The following is a 21,035-nucleotide window of genomic DNA, read 5'->3' as shown; positions in this document are numbered from 1 at the left end:
CCGCAAACTCTTCGCGGCTCGCATAAACGGTTTTGGGGCGGCGTATCTGCCGGTCAGACGCAGCAATCCGGCCCCTGCCCAAACACTTAAAGAAAAACGGGCGCGTACAATACCGCCCGGTTGCGGCAATCACTGTGGTTTTGCGCGCACTTCGGCCAGCACGCCGCCGACCTTGTCGCTGATCTGCTGGACGCTGAATGGTTTGGGAATGAAGTGCATGTTATCTATGTCAATCTCCTTGCGGAGCTGCTCTTCAGCATAGCCTGACATGAAGATGATCGGCAATGCAGGAGCCGCTTTGCGCAGCGCCTTGACCATTGTCGGGCCATCCATGCCCGGCATCACCACATCGGACAGGACGAGATCGAACGGTCCATTATTTGCAAAAGCTGCCAAGCCTTCCTCTCCGTCCGAGGCGCTGGTTACGGTAAAGCCCGCGCGCGACAATGCCCGCTCGGCAACGGCGCGGACCATATCTTCATCTTCGACCAGCAGCAGCGTGCCGCCTGCCGACCAGTCGCTGGCCGCCGCGTCTGGCGGGGCGCTTTCCGCTTTCGGCCGCTCCCCCCGGTAGACGGGCATGTAGACGGTGAACCGCGCACCTGGCGGTTGGCGCTTTGTCCCCGCAACATTGTCAGCAAAAATAAACCCGCCCGATTGTTTCACGATCCCGTAAACCGTCGACAGTCCGAGCCCGGTCCCCCGGCCTTGTTCCTTCGTGGTGAAGAATGGTTCAAATATCTTGCCCATCAGCTCAGCTGGAATGCCGCCGCCAGTGTCCTGGACCATCAATACGGTATAATCCGCAACCGGAATAAAGTCAGAACCCATTTTGCGAATATCGGCGGCGCTGACCCGGCGCGTCGCCAGTGTCAGCTTGCCGCAGCCATCACCGCGTGCATGGATGGCATCGCGCGCATTGACCGCAAGGTTGACGATCACCTGTTCCAGCTGCTGCGGATCAGCGCGCACCGGCCCCAGATCGCGGTCATGATGGACACGAAATTCGACTTTCTCGCCCAATAGACGCTTGAGCAGCTGGCTGACTTCGCTGACCACGTCGGGCAATTGCAAAATCTCAGGACGCAATGTCTGCTGGCGTGAGAAAGCGAGCAGTTGCCGGGTTAACGATGCCGCGCGGTTGGAATTGGCGCGGATCTGCTGGATATCATCATAATCACTGTCACCTGGCGTGTGCCGCAAAAGCATTAGATCACAATAGCCGATTATGGCCGTTAGAACATTATTGAAATCATGCGCCACGCCGCCAGCCAGCTGGCCGACAGCCTGCATCTTGGTGGCCTGAGCAACCTGGCGTTTCAGCCGTGTCTCCTCAGTGGAATCGGTGAGGCTAAGCAGCACCGCCGCTTCACCCAGTCCGCGCACTCCGGCAAGTCCCAGCGATACTGGATCATCCGCATCAGAGCGCAATCGTACAGCCATATCGCCGCTGCTGGCTGGCCCCTTACCAAATCGGCGGACCGCGTCGGCCAGCGCGCCCTTGTCTTCCCGAACGACAAGATCGGATGGATATTGTGGCAATACCGCGCCTTCCTCCACGCCGACCGCGCGCAGGAAGGCCTGATTGCCAAACAGGAACCGCCCGTCACGGTCAGTCGTGGCAAGGCCAAGCGGCAGAGCGCCCAGCAAAGCCTCCAGTTGCGGAGTTGCTACACTGCCAGAAACGTCCTCCGCCCCGCCCAGTGCCAGACCGCTTTCTATCAGAAGCATGAGCGAGGTCGCCAGCCCGTCCGAATTGCGGATTTCTTTGACGGTCAAGGGCACCTGGGTAAGCAATTGTGCGGGGCCTTTGCGGCCCTCGCGTGCAAAAAATATCCTATCCTGATCATCGGAGCGTAATAAAGACACAAATTCCTGCCCTGCCAGCGTGGCGGTATGATCCCCCACGCTGCGCAGCGCAAAACCCTGGCTGACGGCACGAATTATGCCGTCATCGCCGACCACCGCCGCTTCGATACCGGCCTCTGACAGCAATGCCCCGAAATGTCCGGTAATCGCCCCGGATACCATCCCCAACGCGTCGGCGGAATCAAGCGCAGTGAAGCGCCAGATCAAGTAATCCTCGCCGCGCCCGGCGCGCTGCGCCGAACCTTGCCAGCGCGCCTCACCCTCGGGCGTGTTCAATTCCGCAGATGTACTGCTGCCATCACGCCATGCCTCACGCGCGGTGCGGATGAGCGCCTCGAGAGAGCGGCGATCAAGCGGCAGGTTCGGCGGCGCCGTGCCGGTCCCGAACCATTCACCGAAGATGCTGTTTGCGCAGGTTAGCCGATTGGCCCGGTCCGTTACCGCGATCGCCACGCCGGGCTGCTCAATAGCCGCGACAGTCACAGACCAGTCCGGCGGTGCCAGTTCCTGCACGGCGGAGGGCGCGCCAAGCTGGCGCAGCGCAAGCATGGCCGCGATCAAGGTCCCGCTGCCGGCTGCAAATACGGCTGTCAGGATGCTGCTCTGCGTTACAAACCACAATATTGCAGTGCTGACTGCAAAGGCGGCAGTCAGGCCCGCATAAAGTACCGCATTGCTATCAGCCAGCGTACCAAGCCGACCGCCGCGACCTTTTCCGTCCACTGCAAACACGCCGCCAATATTCATTGTTCGGGCGCAACATTATTGATGGTGCTGCGCCGCGCGTCTCGCTTCGCTGTCATCTGTTTTAACCTGCGTTTGCGTTTGGCAGCCACGATAAACCGCCACGAGAAACTTGATACCAGATAGCCTATGGCGGCCCCAACAACTGCCAATACGATAAACCCGAATATTGTCACGAGCACTGTAACGCCTGCATCCGCAAACAGTTCAACCAGCCAAGACCAGCGGCCACTGGCCATTTCAACCTCTGCCGCGCCGCCCATCGTATCCTTGTCGAATTTCAGGAGGAACGCGCCCAGCCGATTGGCAATCACGGCCCAGAACGGAAATGTGAACGGATTGGTGATAAACGTTACCAGGGCAGATAGCGGCACATTGGCGCGCGCGGGCAATGCCAGAAAGGCGGCGAGAAAAATCTGTCCAACCGGAATGATGAAGCCGGAAAATATACCCAGCGCAACGCCGCGCGGTACCGAACGGCGCGTAAAACGCCACAATTCCGGGGTCAAAAACCGGTGAGCGATCGGGGCCAGATATTTGTTACGCGCCATTTCCTCACGCGAAGGCGTGTATTTGCGGATCGTGTCCGCCAGCCAGGTCTTGGAAGGTGCGTTGCTCATCTGTCTGTGCCCGCAATGCGCCAGCGACCAGAATTTGGCAACAGTGCTGCGCTGCAAAAAAATCAGTTTTCAGGCGGGCTGTTCTTATTAACAGATATGCGATGTATCGCGCGTTCCGCTACAGTAAATCTGTCGCTGCGATACGCCTGAGATCAGCCCTTATCACGCAACAACCGCGCTTTGTCCCGCTTCCAGTCGCGGTCCTTGATATACTCGCGCTTATCCGGCGACTTGCGGCCTTTTCCCAAGGCAAGCTCCACCTTGGCGCGGCCTGTCCGGTTAAAATATACTGACAGCGGGACCAGCGTCATCCCTTTACGTTCCACCGCGCCAAATAATTTGTTGATCTCACGCTGGTTCAACAGCAATTTTCTGGGGCGCTTGGCCTCGTGATTTTCGCGGTTGCCGTGGCTGTATTCGGGAATATTGGCATTGATCAGCCACACCTGACCATCTTTCACTTCGGCATAGCTTTCCGAAATGGTCGCCTGGCCCGCGCGCAACGCTTTCACTTCGGTGCCCTGCAGCATCAGTCCGGCCTCAAACGTGTCTTCAATTGCATAATCGAACCGCGCGCGCCGGTTTTCGGCGACGGTTTTAACTTTATCGAAGGGTACAGGTTTGGGGCGCGCCATATCGGGCAGATAGTGCCTTAGACGCCCTAAACCAACCCCGCATGATCCAACGCTGCATCGACGGCCATGCGCGCGTGCTCGCTGCACGCCACAATCGGCAACCGTACTTCATCGGTCATCCAGTCGCACACCCGGCTCAGGGCATATTTCACCGGCGCGGGGCTGCTATCTTCAAACATGGCATAATGCAGCGGGTACAGCCGGTCATTCAGGCGGCGCGCGGCGACCAGATCATTATCGGCGCACGCTTGCTGAAATTCCGCGCAAAGTTCGGGCGCGACATTGGCCGTAACCGAGATACAGCCTTTCCCACCAGCGGCATTGAACGGCAGAGCCAGTTCATCATTACCAGAAAGCTGACAGAAATCGCGGCCAATGCCCATCCGGTGATCGGCCACGCGCGACAGATCTTCGCTCGCATCTTTGATGGCGACAATCTGGTCAGGGTAAGTGTTCGCAAGTTCGATGGTGGTTTTGGGCGCGATGTCAGTAACCGTGCGGCCCGGCACGTTATACAAAACGATAGGCAAGTCGCAATTATCTGCAAGATAGCTGAAATGGGCGATCAGGCCCGCCTGGCTTGGCTTGTTATAGTACGGCGCAACGCACAGTGCGGCTGCTGCCCCGGCTTTCTTTGAAAAAATCTTATGGACGAGCGCGTTTTGCGTATCATTTGAGCCGCACCCTGCAATAACCGGAACGCGCCCGGCTGCCTGTTCAATACATACTTCGATTACGCGGTGATGCTCTGCATTGGACAGAGTGGATGCCTCCCCCGTCGTGCCGCACGGGACCAGAGCCTTGCTGCCCGCATCGATTTGCCAGTCAACCAGACGGCGAAAAGCCGCTTCGTCAAACGACCCATCGCGAAAAGGAGTCACCAGAGCCGGAATTGAGCCGGAGAACATTTGCGTAATCCTTTCAATAGCCCCATGAGAATCAGCTATAATTCCCACCACAAAGGCGTTTCATTCAGCGCCTGATAAGGAGCCGCGCCCCACTATGTCCAGCATGGACCGTAAACCTCTCCCCCTGATCGCCCTTCTCGCCGTACCGGCACTCACCCTTTCTGCCCCCACCTGCGCACAGGATGCCGCCAGTTGGGACCGCGCACGCCAGCAAATGGTGGCCAGCGCGCCCACCCAAATGGCGCGCGCAGTCGACCGGTGGGAATTTCTGGTGGCCAATGACCGGATGAATTTTGACGATTATGCGGGCTTCGTGCTCGCCTATCCCGGCTTCCCGCAGGAAGAACGCCTGCGCACCCGCGCGGAAAATGCATTGGACCGCGAGCCGGTTGAATCGCAGCGTTTGGTCGCTTTTTTTGACCAGCACCCGCCGCTGACCAATTCTGCACGGGCACGCTATGCGCTGGCTCTCGCCAATCTGAACCGGCCCGAAGCGCGCGATGTCGCGGTCGCGGCGTGGCGCGGCGGTGAGATGAGCGGGCCTTCCTCTGCCTATCTTGCAGGGTTGTTCGGATCGCAATTCTCGCAAGACGACCACGATACCCGCATGGATGCTCTATTATGGCAGGGCGACGAGGAAGGCGCACGGCGCCAGTTGGCCAATGTTTCGGCCAAGCAGCAAGATCTGTTCCGCGCGCGGCTGACTTATCTGCAGAACACATTGCCCGGCAATGCGGGTATCACCGTACCATCCGATGCACGCAGCGATGCCGGATATATCTATAACCGCGTCCGGTACCTGCGCAGCAGCCGCCAGGCCAGTGCAGCGGTAAGTGAGCTGGCCAACCGTCCGCAGTTTGCGGACATTCCGCTGGATTCCGAAGCTCTGCTCGTTGAAATGCTACGCTTGGCCAGAACCGGCACCGCACGTCAGGCGCAACACATCGCGGCCAAAGTCGATGATTTGTTTGCGCCGGGCGCGGATATCCGCGAAGAAAGCTTCCGTATTCGCGATGATTATACATCGCTAATGTGGCTCGGCGGAACAGAATCGCTTTGGACCCTGGGCGAACCGGCTGCCGCTGCGCCCTTATTCTATCGCTACGGCGCGGCAGCCCAGACACCGCAAACGCGTTCCAAAGGTTTCTATTGGGCTGGCCTTGCCGCATCACAGGCGGGTGATACCGCCGGTGCCAACCGTTATTGGGAAATGGCCGCTGTCCATCCTGACCGCTTCTATGGCATGTTGGCGCTCGACCGATTGGGCCGCACAATGCCAGAGCTTAACATCATCTCGACACAGGCCCCCTCCCCCCAGCAAGCCGCTACTTTCCAGAACTCGGCCATCGCCAATGCCGTGCGCGAAGTGTCCAAGGATGCGCCGTGGAGCACAGGCATCCGCTTCTACCGCGAAGTCGCACAATCGGCGGACACCCCCGCCGAACATGCATTGGTCGCGGATCTTGCGCGTGAGACCGGGCGCCGCGATCTGGCCGTGAATGTTGCCGAAGCGGCTGGTGCGGACGGTTTGAAAGAATTTGTCGCTTTTGGCCACCCGCTGCTCGACACGCCGCCGGGCACCAACTGGACGATGGTTCATGCAATATCGCGTCAGGAAAGCCAGTTTGCGGGCAACGCAATCAGCCATGCCGGTGCGCGCGGCCTGATGCAGCTTATGCCCGCCACCGCTCAGGAGCAATCGGGCAAGCTTGGCCTGAGCTATGCCCGCAGCAGGCTGATTGATGATCCCGCCTTCAATATCCGGCTCGGAGATGCCTATTTCGCGCGAATGCTGGCTTATTACGACGGGGCGTATCCGCTGGCAGTCGCCGCGTATAATGCCGGCCCTGGCAATGTGAACAAGTGGCTGCGCCGTAATGGCGACCCGCGAACCGGCAGCATTGACTGGATTACCTGGGGCGAACGTATTCCGATTTTCGAAACCAAGAATTACGTCCAGCGCGTGCTGGAAAATGCGGTGGTGTATGAACACCTTTATCCCGACAATGCCCGGTTTGGTACGCCGCGCGTCTTGCGGTCCTATCTGCGGTAACGCTTCGGCCTAAGGCATGTCCGTGAAACCCGCATATCCCGTTCTCGCCGTGGCAGCGTTTGCCGCTCTGGCAGCGCCGTTGGCGGCGCGCGACAGTCTTGGCGTATTTTCAGATTGGGGTGCGTTCCGTGATCCAAACGTGCCGCGCTGTTACGCTATCGCAAAAGCCGCACCCAGCACATTGCAACGCGACAATGATCCCTATGCCAGCATCGGCACATGGCCGCAGCGGGACATTCGCGGCCAGCTACATTTTCGCGTATCGCGCAATTTGGCGGGCGACCCCAAAATGACACTCAAAGTCGGCAGCCGTACGTTTGCGCTTACCGGAGCCGGGGCCAATGCCTGGGCGCAGAACCGGCAAATGGATGCAGCGATAGTTGCCGCTATGCGCTCCGCCAGAAGAATGACGGTGAGCGCCACCGATAATCGCGGTCGGCGCTTCTCCAACACCTATGCCCTTGACGGAGCCGCCACTGCGATGGACGCCGCCACCGTGGGATGCGCAAGCTTGTAAACCGGCAGGCTATGCTGGCTTTTAATGCCCTGCGCTTCTATATCGTCCGTCATCATGGCCGATACAGCACTCATGTCGATCCCGGGACAAGTCGATCCCGTCCCCGTCGCGCGCGACATTACACCGCGCGCTGATGGCCGTATCGACCTGATCGGCTTGCCACGGGCGCGTATCCGCGATGTGTTTGGCAAGGCAGGGCTCGACGCAAAACAGGCCAAGCTGAGATCAAAGCAGGTGTATCACTGGTTGTACCACCGCGGTGTAACCGACTTTATGCATATGACCGATATCGGCAAAGCGATGCAGCCCTGGCTGGCGGAGCGGTTCGTCGTAGGCCGTCCCGATGTGGTGGACGCACAGCATTCATCCGACGGCACGCGCAAATGGCTGCTCAAAACCGGCGATGGTCACGAATTTGAAATGGTTTTTATCCCTGACGACGCGCGCGGTACGTTATGTGTGTCTAGCCAGGTCGGCTGCACGCTTAATTGCACGTTTTGCGCCACCGGTACGATGCGGCTGGTCCGCAACCTGACGCCGGGAGAAATTGTTGGACAAGTGATGCTCGCGCGCGATGCTTTGGGTGAATGGCCCAGAGGGCGGATGGATCTGTCGGACCCCGCTAATGAGGATGAGGAGAGCGCATCCGCCTATCGCGCCGATGGGCGCCTCCTGACCAATATCGTGATGATGGGTATGGGTGAACCGCTGTATAATTTCGACCATGTGCGCGATGCTTTGCTGCTGGTAATGGACGGTGAAGGCCTTGCCCTGTCGAAACGCCGGATCACTCTGTCAACCAGCGGCGTGGTGCCGATGATGTACAGATGCGGTGAGGAAATCGGTGTCAATCTGGCGGTGTCTTTGCATGCGGTGACCAAGGGCGTTCGCGACGAGATTGTCCCGATCAACCGCAAATACGGGATTGAACAACTGCTCCAGGCCTGCGCCGATTATCCCGGTGCATCCAACGCCCGCCGCATCACGTTTGAATATGTCATGCTGAAGGACAAAAATGACAGTGACGATGATGCGCGCGAACTGATCCGTCTGATCCGGCAATATGATCTGCCCGCAAAGGTCAATCTGATCCCGTTCAATCCGTGGCCCGGTGCACTCTATGAATGCTCGCCCCCGGAACGGATCAGGAGGTTCAGCAGCATCGTATTCGATGCCGGTATCAGCGCACCCATCCGCACCCCGCGCGGCCGCGATATCGACGCAGCCTGCGGCCAGTTGAAAACTGCCGCCGAAAAGAAAAGCCGCGCACAGCTGGATCGGGAGCAGAACAGCGCGGAACCCAGGGCTGCATCCACAGCTTGATGCGCGGCGTATCTGGCGTATTATGCAGTTTGCACGGGGGCCCGTTATGAAAAAATTCCTACCAATACTTGCCGCTGTTGTCGGACTGGGCCTGTCTGCCCCCATCGCCGCTCAACCGGCCACAACAGCTGCCGAAAACACCGGTCTGCAACAGCTGGTAGGCAATATAATGCCCGGTGCGTTCTTCATGAAGCCAAGCAGTGATGGCCCCTTTCCGGTGATCATATTGCTTGGCGGAAGCGAGGGGAACGATGGCTCGGCACGGCGCAAAGCGCCGGTTTTTGTGGCGGAAGGCTATGCAGTATTGGGGGTACCCTATTATTCGCCAGCCTATGGCGGCCAGCCGCAGCAAATCCCTGGCCTGCCCCGCGCATTTGATGCCATCCCTGTCGATGCTTTAGAAACGGCCCGCGACTGGTTGCAGGATCGTGATGACGTAAAACCGCATTCCATTGGAATTTACGGTGTGTCAAAAGGGGCAGAGTTTGCTTTGCTTGGCGGATCGTTAATTGATGGTTTTGCCGCAATCGCAGCAATCGTCCCCACCGATGTGGTGTGGGAAGGCTGGGGCGCAGGCACGACATCCGGCGAGAACAGTTCCTTTAGCTGGCGCGGGCAGCCATTGCCCTTTGTCCCGTATATCGGGATGAATGAGGAAATTGCCAAATACAGCATTCCTGATGAAACACCGCGGCTTAGGCTGGCTCATGATAAGGGCCGCCACGCCTACCCTGCCAAAGCGGTTGCCGCCCGGATCAAAGTGGAAAACATTGACGAACCGGTTCTTGTTGCGGGCGGTGATGCCGATAATGTCTGGAATAGCGGCGAAATGACGCAGGCGATTGCCGAAATGCGGGCCGCCAACGGGCTCCCCACAGTCTCGCTCATATTTACCGATGCGGGCCACGGACTGTCTGGCACCGGGGACGATCCGAATGGCTGGTATAGCGACACCGATCTGGAGGCGCAGAATGCAATCTGGCCTGCCACGCTGGCTTTCTTTGCCAAACATCTCAAAAGGCAGGAATGCGCTGGCCGATCAAACAATTGCTGATCGGCTCTGCGGAAAAATTTCGTGGGGAGGAGACAAGCGCCATCCGCAAACGGCCTGCGCCCGGCCCGCTGCACATTACCGTACAGGGCCTTGCCGGAGATGAGCAGGCAGACCGCACAAATCATGGCGGGCCGCATATGGCGGTTCATCATTACCCCCAGGACCACAGCGCATTTTGGCAGGGCATTATTGGCGATCATAGCTTGCTGCGTGACGCCGGAGCGTTTGGCACTAATCTGGTCATCAGCGGATTGACTGAAACGGATATTTATATTGGCGAGCGGTTCCGGCTTGGCGGCGCGCTATTAGAAGTCAGCCAACCGCGCAAACCGTGCTGGAAAATAGAGCATAATTTCGCGCAGAAGGGCATGGTCACGGCAATCCTGAAATCGGGCAAATGCGGATGGTATTACCGCGTGATAGAGGAAGGCCGTGTAGCGGCCGCCGACGCGCTGGTGCGGGCCGGAACACCGCACAGCCACTGGAGCGTGGCACGGGCATTCGCCGTTCTGTGGGGCGACCCGCGAGCCGCGAGCCAAACCGACATACGCGATCTGGCAGCTACAGAGGCACTTACTCCCAAGCTGCGCGATGCTCTGCGTGCGAGGATCACATAGGCTGCATTGCGGGAAATCGCTTTCCTATTGGGGCTGGCTCTGCTTCACTGGGTTTATGACGCATTTCCCCTCTCTATCAGTATTTTGGCCCCACTTTTTGGGCGAAATTCGGTCGCATAAGCTGTCCGAGAAATTAATCTTTCTACTCTGTCCCATGTGTCCCTTTCCTACTCTAAATCGGCTTGCAACATGAACCGCCGCGCGGTTCTTGTCACCGGTGCTGCCAAGCGTTTAGGAGCCCGGATTGCCGAAGCCTTCGGGACCGCGGGTTGGCACGTGATCATCCATTACGGCAGTTCCGCCAAAGAAGCCGAAATACTCGCAGCCAGCCTCCCTTCTGCGGAGGCGATCCATTGCGATCTGGCGGATACCGATGCCGCCGTCCAAATGGTTAAATTGTTGGCCGCGCGCTTGCCCGATTGGCGGATGCTGATAAATTGCGCATCCATTTTTCGCTATGACCATGCAACCGATCTGGACCGGGCAACGTATAACCGGTCAATGGTCATCAACGCAAAAACCCCTGCACGTATGGCGCAGGCCTATCTCGCACACGCACAGGCCCCTGCCGGCAGACGCGTGGTGCATGTTACCGATCAGAAACTGGAAAACTCCAATCCGGATTTCTTCTCCTACACGATGAGCAAACACGCGCTGCATTCTACGATTGAAATGCTGCGCGATGGTGCCGCGCAGCCGCAGGACCGGATATATGGTCTTGCCCCTGGGGCGATTTTGGCCAGCCATGACCAAACCGCCGACGAAACAGACGCCTCGCACGTTCTCAATCTGCTTGAACGCCGGACTGATGCATCGGAAATTTCGGATGCGATGCTGTTTCTTGCCGACGGCCATCTCGCCAGCGGTACAACGCTGTTTATCGACAGCGGCCAGCATTTGCTGAACCAGCCGCGCGATGTCATCTATCTGGCGAGAGAACGGGCACCAGACGGGGAGGATGGGCGATGAATATACCGGTAAAACGCCACAGCCTCATCACGCGGCTGTGGCACTGGATAAATCTGGCCACCATCACCGTCCTGTTCATGTCCGGCCTGACCATATCGAATGCGCACCGGCTGCTATATTGGGGCGATTGGGGGTTTTCCCGCGATCATGCATGGCTGGAAGTACCGCGCTTCCCCGGATGGATGACCATCCCCACGCAATATAACTTGGCCATCGCGCGCGATTGGCATATTTTAATGGCTTGGCCGTTTGCATTTGGTCTGCTGGCCATGTGGATCGCGATGCTGATCAACGGACATTTCTGGCGCGATCTGCGTACGAGCCCGAGAGAATGGCACCCAAGAGCTATCTGGGGCGATATCGTCGAGCATTTGAAGCTCAATTTCAATCATGGCGCGGCGAAATTCAATTTTCTGCAGAAAGTCGCTTACGGCGTGGTTCTGGGTGTATTTCTGCCCGGCATGGTGCTGTCCGGTCTGGCTATAAGCCCGGGGTTTGAGCCTGCTGCGCCGTGGATGGTCGATACGCTTGGCGGGCGGCAAAGCGCGCGGTCGATTCATTTCATTTTCGCATGGGGCATTTTCGCGTTTTTCGTGATCCATATTGTGCTGGTCCTGCTGGCGGGGCCGATCCACCAACTGCGCGATATGATCACCGGCGGACGGTTTGATCCCAATACAGAAGCCGGACAGAATATAGCTGGAGACACGCAATGACCGGTATTATTGGGCGGCGCGGTATGCTGGCTGGGGCCGGCATGGTGTTTCTGGGTGCATGTTCCAAGGTCGCAGAGACATCTGCCGGGTCGCACCTGCTCAAATCAGCATCGGGGTGGAACAAAGCGATCCACCGGTCGCTGGCGGATCGCAAGGCGCTGGCCCGCGAATATAGCAAGGCCGATATATCGCCGTTCTTTCGTGGAAACGGGTCACTCAGCGGCGGCACAGCGGCCTATGACGCGGCGGTGGAAAATAAGTTTGCCGATTGGCGGCTGGAAGTGCGCGGCATGGTCAACCGGCCCCTTTCGCTTAATATGGAGGATATCCGCGAACTGCCCCAGCGCAGTCAGATCACGCGCCATGACTGTGTCGAGGGATGGAGCGCGATCGGCGAATGGACCGGCCCCCGGCTATCCGGCATATTGGACATGGCGGGCGTCCAGCAGGACGGAAGGTTTGTGGTGTTCCGCTGCGCCGATACTCTGAACGGTCAGGAGTATTATGAAAGCGTCGATATGGTTGATGCCTATCACCCGCAGACAATCGTGGCGCACGCCCTGAACGGAGAGCCGTTGCCGGTAATTAATGGCGCGCCGTTGAGGATGCGGATCGAACGGCAATTGGGTTATAAGCACGCCAAATATCTAACCGCGATCGAAGTGGTGGACAGTCTGGAAAATATCGCAGGCGGCGAAGGCGGCTATTGGGAAGACCGCTCCGGCTACCAATGGTACGCCGGAATGTAGGCTACGGGGTCAGGATGGGTTGCGGTGATGGCCGCCCGGTCTTGGGCAAATATCTTGTCCAGAACGGTCAAGTCCGCCTCCGCCAGTTCGCCCATGCTGCGATTGCAAGTGGTAAGATCAGGAAACGGCAACCCAATGTTCGGCAATTTCGCGATTGCCCGGCGCCAGATCCAAGGCACGGCGGATGAGATCACGGCCCTCGCTGCTTTGCGGGTCCAGCTGGACAAGGCTCCAACCCAGCGTGTCCAGGATAATCGGATCATCGGGCGACAGTTTAACCGCTTTGCGGGCCAGGCTGACCGCGCCCTGCTTGTCGCCGGTTTTCAAACGGGCATAGGCTGCATTATTGAGGATAACCGGATTTGTGTTCCCGCCCGCTTTAAGGACTTTCTGGTAAATAGTGTCGGCTTCTTTCCATTTGCCTGCCCGCATCGCCGCGCCAGCTTTGACCATGTTCGCTGCAAAGGGATCTACACCCTGCGCCTGCGCGGCCCGCTGCGCCAGTTTTGCCTGTTCCGGGCGGCCCAATTTGCTTGCAAGGTTCGCCCCCAAAGCAAGTGCTCCTGCATTGGCGTTGGAACTTTGTAAGACAGGCTGCAACATCTCCCATGCCTTCTGGTTGGCACCGGTGGCATTATACTGGCTGGCCAGCGCAATGCGTGCCGGAGCACTCTCTCCGCCCAATCGAAAAAAGCGTTCCAATTCGCTGATCGCTGTATGGGTTTGCCCGCGCTGAGCCGAAATCATCCCGCGCAGCAAGCGGAGCGCAGGAAATTCCGCACTTTTGGTGCCCAGAGATTGCACCAGAATATGCGCCTGATCCACATTACCCGCATCATATGCCATTTGCGCCGCAAAGTAGACGCCGACGGGATGGCCGGGTGATATCTCCTTGGCGCGGTTGAGCCAATCCGCTGCTGTTTCCTCGTCACCTTCATCGCGCGCGATCGCCGCAAGCGACAATATCGCGGGGAGATTCCACGGATTGATGCGCACAACCTGTGCGAACTGTTCTTTGGCTTTGTCCAAAGACCGCTCGCCCATTTCGAGACGGCCGAGCAACAAACGGGCTTCCATCATCATCGGGTCTTCATCAATTACGCTCGCCAAGGTGCTGCGTGCTTTGGAAAGTTTACGGCTGTCGAAGGACCGTTTGGCGTCCAGAACCCGCAAATCGGGGGCGTCTGGAAACTTGGCGAGCCCTTGATCAAGCATGGCAACGGCGCTGTCGGCATTACCATCGCTCAAATGCGCGACGACCGACACAGCATAGGCGATGCCGCTGTTCATGCCGTTTGTTTCCAGAGCTTCAAATGCCAGCTTTGAATTGCCTGACTGGACATACGCTTTGGCCAGCAGGTCATTGGCCTCGGCACTGAATTCGGGATTATTGGCGAGTTTCTTGAACTGTTCGGCTGCACCTTCCGGATTTTCGAGAACCAGCTGCGTTTTTCCATACAGCATAATCGCCGCCGCATTATCAGGCTCGGCATCCAACGCTTTTTGCAGAAACAGACGTGACGCCTGGAAATCACCGTCCTCGCTGGCTTGGACAGCCGCAGCATAGGGATCGGACGGCGCGCCATCACAGGCCGCTGTGAGAAATAGCGAAACGCCAACGGCCGAAGTCAGCAAGGCGCGCAGAACGGGTTTTTCAAGAATATTCATGCACCGTCATATTGCAGTTTTGCCTTCCGATTTCGTTAATCATGCAGCTGGCCGATTCATCGGTTTGCTGTCGAAATATCTTACACATACGGCCACAGCAAAAATCGCGTTAACCATTCAAAGCGCCAGAAACGCTGCGATGCCGCAAAGCTGGCACGGTCAGTGCTTTACCTTCCACACCACTATTTTCTGTTCCTGGTAAGCGACGTATTCATTTTTATTCGCGGTTTGGCAGGAACGTAACTGACGCCTTTTGGAGGGACGACCAATGAAGACACTTAAGAAAGCCTGCATCGCAGCCGGCCTTGCGATTGCTACTGTTGCAGCGCCTGCCTCGGCTGCCATTTTTGAGTATACCATGACCAATGGTGACATTCTGACAATTAACACCGACACATCCAGCGCAACTTTTGTCGGTAAGCGGATCAATGCCACTATGACGAGCGCGGGCTTTGCAAGCTTCACTGGCGGTGCCACGCCATCGTTCAACTACGTTCTCGACACGCTGGACGGCACACGCTTGATCAGAGGCAAGCGCGAAACTGACAATCCTCTCTATAAAGACACTACACACCCGCAAGTCTTGAAGACGATGAGCGGCAACCGAATCAATCTGTGGGCATGGTGGGGCGATCCGATTACTGGCGGCGACTACGTCAAGACGATCAAGTCCTACAGTGCGCAAGTGCCCGAGCCTGGCGCTCTGGGTCTGATGGCTCTTGGCCTTGGCGGAATGGCATTTGCCCGCCGCCGCCGCCGCAAGCAGGCACCTGTTGCTGCATAATGCACGCTGATCCGTCTGCCATATAGGGCAGCTTAAAGAGCCCCTTGCCGCTGGCAGGGGGCTTTTTCTTGCGCATGGTCTGATTAATCTTGCAGCAAAACCTTTTGCGGTGTTGCCCGCTGACTGATACCGGCGCGGCCTGTTATCTACCGGAGCATGAGTTGAATGTCTGATATCAAACGCGTAGTTCTCGCCTATTCTGGCGGCCTCGATACCAGCGTCATCGCCAAGTGGCTGGAGGTAGAGCGCGGCTGCGAAGTGGTGACATTCACCGCCGATCTTGGCCAGGGTGAGGAAATTGAGCCTGCCCGCGACAAGGCGCGCGCGATGGGCATCCCTGACAAGCATATCTATATTGAAGATCTGCGCGAGGAATTCGCCCGCGATTTCATCTTCCCGATGATGCGTGCCAATGCCCGGTATGAAGGCGACTATCTGCTTGGTACATCGATCGCGCGGCCGCTTATCTCCAAGCGGCTGGTCGAGATCGCGCGTGAAACCGATGCCGATGCCATCGCGCACGGCGCAACCGGCAAAGGCAATGATCAGGTCCGCTTTGAATTGTCTGCCTATGCGTTGGCGCCCGACATTCATGTGATTGCGCCGTGGCGCGAATGGGAACTGACCAGCCGCACAGCCCTGATCGCATGGGCGGAGAAGCACCAGATTCAGGTACCCAAAGACAAGCGCGGCGAAAGCCCGTTTTCGACTGACGCCAACATGCTGCACACTTCGAGCGAAGGCAAAGTGCTGGAAGATCCGTGGGAGGAAACCCCCGATTACGTATACTCGCGGACCGATAATCCAGAGGATGCACCCGGCACGCCTCAGTATATCACCATTGATTTTGAACGTGGTGACGGTGTTGCCCTTGACGGCACAGCCATGAGCCCTGCCACACTGATGGAGGCGCTTAATGATCTTGGCCGCATTCACGGCATCGGGCGGCTTGACCTGGTCGAGAACCGTTTTGTGGGCATGAAATCGCGCGGCATGTATGAAACGCCCGGCGGCGAGATTTACGCCCGCGCGCATCGCGGGATCGAGCAGATAACCCTCGACCGCGGCGCAGCCCATCTGAAAGACGAGCTGATGCCCAAATATGCCGAGCTGATCTATAACGGTTTCTGGTTCAGTCCGGAGCGCGAAATGCTGCAAGCCGCGATCGACCTCAGCCAGGAAAAAGTCAGCGGCACGGTCCGGCTGAAACTGTATAAGGGCAATGCCCATATTGTCGGGCGCAAATCGCCCCACAGCCTGTATAGCGAGCAGCACGTCACGTTTGAGGACGACGGAGGCGCCTATGATCAACAGGATGCAGAGGGTTTCATCAAACTCAACGCGCTGCGTTTGCGGCTGCTGGCCAAGCGTGACCGGTAGCGTGGCGGCGCATTGCTGAGCTGGCTGCTCCTGTCCGCAGGCACGTTTGCCGCGCGTGATCAGGCGAGCCCCCTCATACGTGAACCATAGACGGCGTGTTCTATGATGATGGCCTGATATAATGATCGCTGCCATGCGGTTCTTGGCGGCGTTTTGAAACAGTCTCTGGCCAAACCCAGAATACCCGTTTGACAAGACCGCGAAAACGCATTGCTGTCCGCCCTCATCGCGGCGGAACAGTCCCGGTAAAAGTCGCCCCAACAGTAATTCCGGCCCGATTTGCTGTGATATTCGCAAAAACTAACTCTGGATTATCGCACCTCTCTGGCAAGAGCTCATCCCGATTGAACCGATTCGGCAGCCCGACAGATGCCCTGCCCCGCCTGCTGTAGGACAGGGGATTGCGCACCGTGTGCCGCAATCCGCACGCTGGACGGCCCCAAAACCGCGATGAACGCCTCCCGATGGGATGATTTGACGCCGTCGAGCCTGTAAAAGCCGGCGCATGGACAAGACAAGCCGCAAAGTCTCCATCGCCGCGTTCACTCTGCTGGCTGCCGCAGTGGGCGGAACCGCCTTTGCCGATACCGGCGCAAATGACAGTGCCGGTGCCGCAAATTCGGTTGACGCAATCAGCTTTACCGACGAATTTGAGACATTCGAAACACTGCCCGAAGCGCCGGAGATGCCCGATCATGCGGTCGATATCTCCAAAATTGAACCGCCTGTCGAAATCGCGCCGGAAGTCGAGCCGGATGCCCGGATCACGCGCTCGCTCGGCAATGGGGTTGCCAGCTATTACGGCAAACGGTTCCACGGCCGGCGGACCGCCAATGGAGAGCGGTTCAATATGCACGCCATGACGGCCGCGCATAAAACGCTGCCGTTTGGCACCAAGGTGCGCGTGACAAACCGCCGTAATGGCGAATCCGTGGTGGTCCGCATCAATGATCGCGGTCCGTTCACGCGCGGCCGCACGATTGACCTCAGCCGCGCCGCCGCCAAGGAAATCGGTCTGATCAGTTCAGGCCATGCACGGGTCGAGATCGACATTGTGAGCTGAAACCGCCTGCGCCGCAATATCGCTGTAGGAAAGGGACAGGTGGGACACAGTCCAAACGCACAATATCACGCATTGCGATCCGCCTCCTCTGCCCCAGGCTGTCCATCCCCGTAACTCCGGCCATCCCCGTAACTCCGGCCATCCCCGTAATTCCGGGACGCGCGATACTCCTGCGCATTGGTGACCAGCCACCATTCGCGCACTCTGTCCTCAAACGCTTCCAGCTGAACCGCCTCAATATCCTCGGCAGATAGCCCCGTCTCGGCTGCCAAACCTTGCGGGGTTTTCGCGCCGAGCGGGCGCGCATCCTCCATCCGCGAAAGCCGGTTTTCCAGCCACTGGCAATCCTCCGGCCGCAATAGCCCCATTGCGATGGCGCGCGGATCATCACAATTTCCCCCGCAATCGGGACAATGTGATGGCGCCTGTGGGGGCAGAGCGGACGCGGTGGAGGCGCTTTGTTCTGCTGCATCCTGTTCCAGCCCGGAACCGCGTTCACGCTCTCTGCCGCGTTCGGACGCCTCGATATCGCGGCGTTCGATCCGTTCAGCCAGCGCATCCAGCCGTGCGAGATGGGCAAGCAGGAGTCGGTCAGAATAACGCCGCCGCCGCGCCACTTCCTCGCCGTGATAGAAGACCGGTTCATCAATCCCGTTGAGCGCGCGGTCGGCCAGCACCTGCTCCACCGCCGCCCGCGCCGCGACCAAAGCCCGGTCCCACCCAAGCGCAAATTCGCCGCAGGATTGCCGCCAGCGATAGGCGGTGTTCGGCCCGACAGAAACCGCCCTGCACGCCAGCCGGACATTGCCCGACAGCGCCAGCGCCTCCAGAAACCGGTCCTGCCGGTCAGGCGTAAAGGGCTGCTGGAAAGAGGTAGGATCGGGGAGATAAGTCATGCGCACTCTCCAATATAAATGGAGAGCGGGCATGACCCGGTGCGCGACCAGCGCACCGCAAGGGCGCCCAAAGTATTCGGCGCGCGCCCGAGCTTATGCGAGGTAGCCAAGCCGTGCGGATGCACCGCGCCCGGCGTTTGAGGGATTAAAGAAAAAAATGTCATGCGGTTTGCTCCTGTGGGAGTGGGAGGAAACCGGATTTGTTATACGGGGTGGTGGGTGTAGGACAGGGAAGACTAGGAGACCAGCAAGTGCTGGCCCCCTTGTCAACCTTACCGTCCTAAGTCGGGTTGCAGGTCATGCCGTTGCGTCGCGCATTCGCCTCACAGTCGGATTTGTTAACGTACGCCTCAGTCGACGCGCCGACGATACGTCCGTTGCTGGCAGTCCGACGCCAACGCCATCCGCCAGTAGTTTTGTAGATTTCCCAAGTGTCGCCACTTCGATCAGTACAGGTACTCATAACGCATATTTCCTAAGGGGCGGAATGCCCTCATAAGTTTTGCATTACGCCTCTCCTTTAACATTATTTCGCCTTTGTTTCTTAATCGGCATTGATGCAACAGTAGGCAAGATGGGCACTTCGGCATTTGCCATTGATGCTGTTTGAGCGACATGCGCCCTAAAATAGGGATAGGCGGCCATCAAACCCGTCCTGCGAGCAAACGCGATAGCGTGAAACTCATCACATTCAGCAGGTATGCGGTAGAAAATCACAAACTTGTCTTTCAAAGAGAAAACTTTTTTTCTTCCTCGTTTTCGATAGTTTTCAAATTGAAACATACAGGATGCAATACGGCTTTTCTCATCAAACGAATCATTTACATCGGTTACATCGATATTGAAATTAGCCTCTTCTATTTCTTCGAAAAAAGAAGGAGTAATATTAAAACTTGATTCAATCAATTGGACAGCCAATAATTGAGCGCACTTCGCAATACCATTATAAATATCTGGATCAATTTCTTGGTTAGCTTCCAGGTTTGGAACTGTATTATCTATAGAAGTTACCTTTGATCTAGCCATTTGCCGTCCTCCCAAATGGAACCGAAATCACATTTGAACCCTCTTCTAACCAGTTGCGAGCATTTTCATTACCACGAGACGTCTTCTCAGACTCGCCTGTATGACCGCCTGAAGTTGACCTCATCAATTCTGCAATCAACGAAGCGGTCAACACTTCTTGGTTTTCGTCCGTATGACCAACTCTTTTCCGCTGTTCAGATTGGGAATGTCTAGCCCGTCTTTGGAGCCGTTCATATTCCCTTTTGGTCATCACGATTGGCTCCTCTCCCAAGGCCAAATAACTCCTCGCCAGCAATCTAAGAGTCAGATTGGTCGCGTCATCCGAAAAGATTTGAGTTACCCGCGCCCGCGAAATGTCAAGTTTCCTCGCAAGCTCGGCACGAGTCACTCCCTTTTCTTCGAGGATGTTCGCCAGCCTAGCTTGAGCCTCAGCTACAAAATACTCTTCTCTAAACTCATCAGTTTGGACGATTTTGTTAAAGATATTACTCATATTATTCACCACATTTCTGGTCAAAGGACACCGCTTCGACTTTGGCTCTCGTGAGAATTCGAGAATTTGCCTTGTCTTGTTTTTTTGCGATATCGATATCAATTATGATTAAAGTTTTCATATTCTTGTAGTGACGAACAAAACCATAAAGACGTATTTTCCTTGCCTTGAATGCAACCAGCATTCGATCATTTTCGCCCCCACAACGGCCTTCATTACCGTTAAATTGCTCTTTCGTTGGTGGCACACCATCCGCCCATAGCTTTGCACGCGATATCAACTGCGCCTGCTTTCTGGACTCTAGTGCTACAAATTCATCAACGACCTTCCTAGACATCAAAACACGACCAACTCGCCCATCATGGACGAGTTCACAGTCGATATCTGAAAAGTCATCCGAGTCGTTCATATGCCTATATTGTTAAGATAAACCTTAACACTGTGCAAGCAGATAGTGATGAAAAAACGCAATCAAAGCGAAATCACACGACTATAGCGCGATTTATCCAGATTGTTGTCGGACGTACCAAAGCCGCGCGACGAAAAATAAGAACGCCGCCATTCCAAGAGTAAGTTTTTTGTTTGAGACGCTGGCGCTGTGCGACTTCAAAGCTGGACCCCGGATCGAGTCCGGGGTGACGAAAAAGTGGCGGTGCGCTATCCCTTTTCCAACCCCTCCGCGCCCCTCCTTATTCTCTGCGCCTCTGCGTGAAACACACTTTATTGTACCGCCCCGGACTATTCCCATCGGGGGGAGGTGGTGCGGATTATTGGCGTGGTACACCCACCCCCAACCCCTCCCTCAAGGGAGGGGAGAAAAGTGGCGCCCCTCCCTCCAGGGAGGGGAGAAATAGTGGTGCCCCTCCCTCCAGGGCGGGGAGAGATAGTGGTGTCCCTCCCGCAAGCGGTAGGGGAGAAATAGTGGTGCTCTTCACTTAAGACAGGGACGGA

General features: G+C 57.2%; 21 protein-coding genes. 11 read left to right on the top strand and 10 right to left on the bottom strand.

Features of this window, described 5'->3' with window-relative positions; all coding sequences use genetic code 11:
• Nucleotides 1–129 precede the first annotated feature (129 nt).
• From WA922_RS11915 to dapA, 4 genes are all read right to left on the bottom strand, one after another.
• On the bottom strand, nt 130–2,616 hold the full coding sequence (locus tag WA922_RS11915; RefSeq protein WP_424771930.1) for a response regulator: 2,487 nt from the start codon (nt 2,614–2,616) through the stop codon (nt 130–132).
• Nucleotides 2,613–3,233, bottom strand: coding sequence for a DUF2062 domain-containing protein (locus WA922_RS11910; protein ID WP_424771929.1), 621 nt, complete (start codon nt 3,231–3,233; stop codon nt 2,613–2,615). Before WA922_RS11910 ends, WA922_RS11915 begins: the two co-directional genes overlap by 4 nt.
• A gap of 152 nt (nt 3,234–3,385) precedes the next feature.
• A complete protein-coding gene (gene smpB / locus WA922_RS11905) occupies nt 3,386–3,868 on the bottom strand; it encodes an SsrA-binding protein SmpB (RefSeq protein ID WP_424771928.1) in 483 nt (160 codons plus the stop codon).
• 26 nt (nt 3,869–3,894) lie between these two features.
• Nucleotides 3,895–4,776: a 4-hydroxy-tetrahydrodipicolinate synthase gene (gene dapA / locus WA922_RS11900; protein ID WP_424771927.1), complete on the bottom strand. Its 882-nt coding sequence runs from the start codon at nt 4,774–4,776 to the stop codon at nt 3,895–3,897.
• Nucleotides 4,777–4,879: 103 nt separating this feature from the next.
• Between dapA and WA922_RS11895 the strand changes: the two genes are divergently transcribed.
• The 8 genes from WA922_RS11895 to WA922_RS11860 all read left to right on the top strand — a co-directional run bounded on the left by WA922_RS11895 (nt 4,880) and on the right by WA922_RS11860 (nt 12,774).
• Complete coding sequence (locus WA922_RS11895) at nt 4,880–6,829, top strand: lytic transglycosylase domain-containing protein (protein ID WP_424771926.1); 1,950 nt, start codon at nt 4,880–4,882, stop codon at nt 6,827–6,829.
• Nucleotides 6,830–6,845: 16 nt separating this feature from the next.
• A complete protein-coding gene (locus WA922_RS11890; protein ID WP_424771925.1) occupies nt 6,846–7,346 on the top strand; it encodes an invasion associated locus B family protein in 501 nt (166 codons plus the stop codon).
• A 54-nt stretch (nt 7,347–7,400) separates the two neighbouring features.
• Complete coding sequence (rlmN, locus tag WA922_RS11885) at nt 7,401–8,669, top strand: 23S rRNA (adenine(2503)-C(2))-methyltransferase RlmN (protein WP_424771924.1); 1,269 nt, start codon at nt 7,401–7,403, stop codon at nt 8,667–8,669.
• A 46-nt stretch (nt 8,670–8,715) separates the two neighbouring features.
• Nucleotides 8,716–9,723 carry an alpha/beta hydrolase family protein gene (locus WA922_RS11880; RefSeq protein WP_424771923.1) on the top strand — a complete coding sequence of 336 codons (1,008 nt, stop codon included), beginning with the start codon at nt 8,716–8,718 and terminating at the stop codon, nt 9,721–9,723.
• The gene (locus tag WA922_RS11875; RefSeq protein WP_424771922.1) at nt 9,696–10,340 is read left to right on the top strand and encodes an MOSC domain-containing protein; all 645 of its coding nucleotides are present in this window, start codon (nt 9,696–9,698) and stop codon (nt 10,338–10,340) included. Before WA922_RS11880 ends, WA922_RS11875 begins: the two co-directional genes overlap by 28 nt.
• Nucleotides 10,341–10,529: 189 nt before the next feature.
• Entirely contained in the window at nt 10,530–11,309 is a 780-nt protein-coding gene (locus WA922_RS11870; RefSeq protein WP_424771921.1) for an SDR family oxidoreductase, read from the top strand.
• The gene (locus WA922_RS11865) at nt 11,306–12,025 is read left to right on the top strand and encodes a cytochrome b/b6 domain-containing protein (RefSeq protein ID WP_424771920.1); all 720 of its coding nucleotides are present in this window, start codon (nt 11,306–11,308) and stop codon (nt 12,023–12,025) included. The genes WA922_RS11870 and WA922_RS11865 overlap by 4 nt, the downstream gene beginning before the upstream one ends.
• Nucleotides 12,022–12,774 (top strand): molybdopterin-dependent oxidoreductase, encoded by a 753-nt coding sequence (locus WA922_RS11860; RefSeq protein ID WP_424771919.1) that lies wholly within the window; start codon nt 12,022–12,024, stop codon nt 12,772–12,774. The genes WA922_RS11865 and WA922_RS11860 overlap by 4 nt, the downstream gene beginning before the upstream one ends.
• A 117-nt stretch (nt 12,775–12,891) precedes the next feature.
• Here the strand turns inward: WA922_RS11860 and WA922_RS11855 are convergent, their stop codons facing one another.
• On the bottom strand, nt 12,892–14,442 hold the full coding sequence (locus WA922_RS11855; RefSeq protein WP_424771918.1) for a tetratricopeptide repeat protein: 1,551 nt from the start codon (nt 14,440–14,442) through the stop codon (nt 12,892–12,894).
• A 268-nt stretch (nt 14,443–14,710) separates the two neighbouring features.
• On the opposite strand from WA922_RS11855, the gene WA922_RS11850 reads away from it, so the two are divergent.
• From WA922_RS11850 to WA922_RS11840, 3 genes are all read left to right on the top strand, one after another.
• A complete protein-coding gene (locus tag WA922_RS11850; protein ID WP_424771917.1) occupies nt 14,711–15,226 on the top strand; it encodes a PEP-CTERM sorting domain-containing protein in 516 nt (171 codons plus the stop codon).
• A gap of 165 nt (nt 15,227–15,391) precedes the next feature.
• Nucleotides 15,392–16,606 (top strand): argininosuccinate synthase, encoded by a 1,215-nt coding sequence (locus tag WA922_RS11845; RefSeq protein ID WP_424771916.1) that lies wholly within the window; start codon nt 15,392–15,394, stop codon nt 16,604–16,606.
• A 505-nt stretch (nt 16,607–17,111) separates the two neighbouring features.
• Complete coding sequence (locus tag WA922_RS11840; RefSeq protein ID WP_424771915.1) at nt 17,112–17,669, top strand: septal ring lytic transglycosylase RlpA family protein; 558 nt, start codon at nt 17,112–17,114, stop codon at nt 17,667–17,669.
• A 65-nt stretch (nt 17,670–17,734) separates the two neighbouring features.
• Here WA922_RS11840 and WA922_RS11835 read toward each other — a convergent pair whose 3' ends face one another.
• From WA922_RS11835 to WA922_RS11815, 5 genes are all read right to left on the bottom strand, one after another.
• The gene (locus WA922_RS11835) at nt 17,735–18,565 is read right to left on the bottom strand and encodes a hypothetical protein (RefSeq protein ID WP_424771914.1); all 831 of its coding nucleotides are present in this window, start codon (nt 18,563–18,565) and stop codon (nt 17,735–17,737) included.
• Nucleotides 18,566–18,845: 280 nt separating this feature from the next.
• Nucleotides 18,846–19,028, bottom strand: a complete 183-nt coding sequence (locus tag WA922_RS11830) for a YegP family protein (protein ID WP_424771913.1) — start codon at nt 19,026–19,028, stop codon at nt 18,846–18,848.
• Nucleotides 19,029–19,072: 44 nt separating this feature from the next.
• Nucleotides 19,073–19,591 carry a hypothetical protein gene (locus WA922_RS11825; RefSeq protein ID WP_424771912.1) on the bottom strand — a complete coding sequence of 173 codons (519 nt, stop codon included), beginning with the start codon at nt 19,589–19,591 and terminating at the stop codon, nt 19,073–19,075.
• Entirely contained in the window at nt 19,584–20,084 is a 501-nt protein-coding gene (locus tag WA922_RS11820; protein ID WP_424771911.1) for a helix-turn-helix domain-containing protein, read from the bottom strand. Before WA922_RS11820 ends, WA922_RS11825 begins: the two co-directional genes overlap by 8 nt.
• A gap of 1 nt (nt 20,085) precedes the next feature.
• Complete coding sequence (locus tag WA922_RS11815; RefSeq protein ID WP_424771910.1) at nt 20,086–20,493, bottom strand: hypothetical protein; 408 nt, start codon at nt 20,491–20,493, stop codon at nt 20,086–20,088.
• Nucleotides 20,494–21,035 lie beyond the last annotated feature (542 nt).

This window comes from Pontixanthobacter sp., from assembly GCF_049682855.1.
In the GTDB taxonomy this organism is placed as follows: Bacteria; Pseudomonadota; Alphaproteobacteria; order Sphingomonadales; family Sphingomonadaceae; genus Pontixanthobacter.
This window is presented reverse-complemented; position numbering and strand designations above follow the sequence as displayed.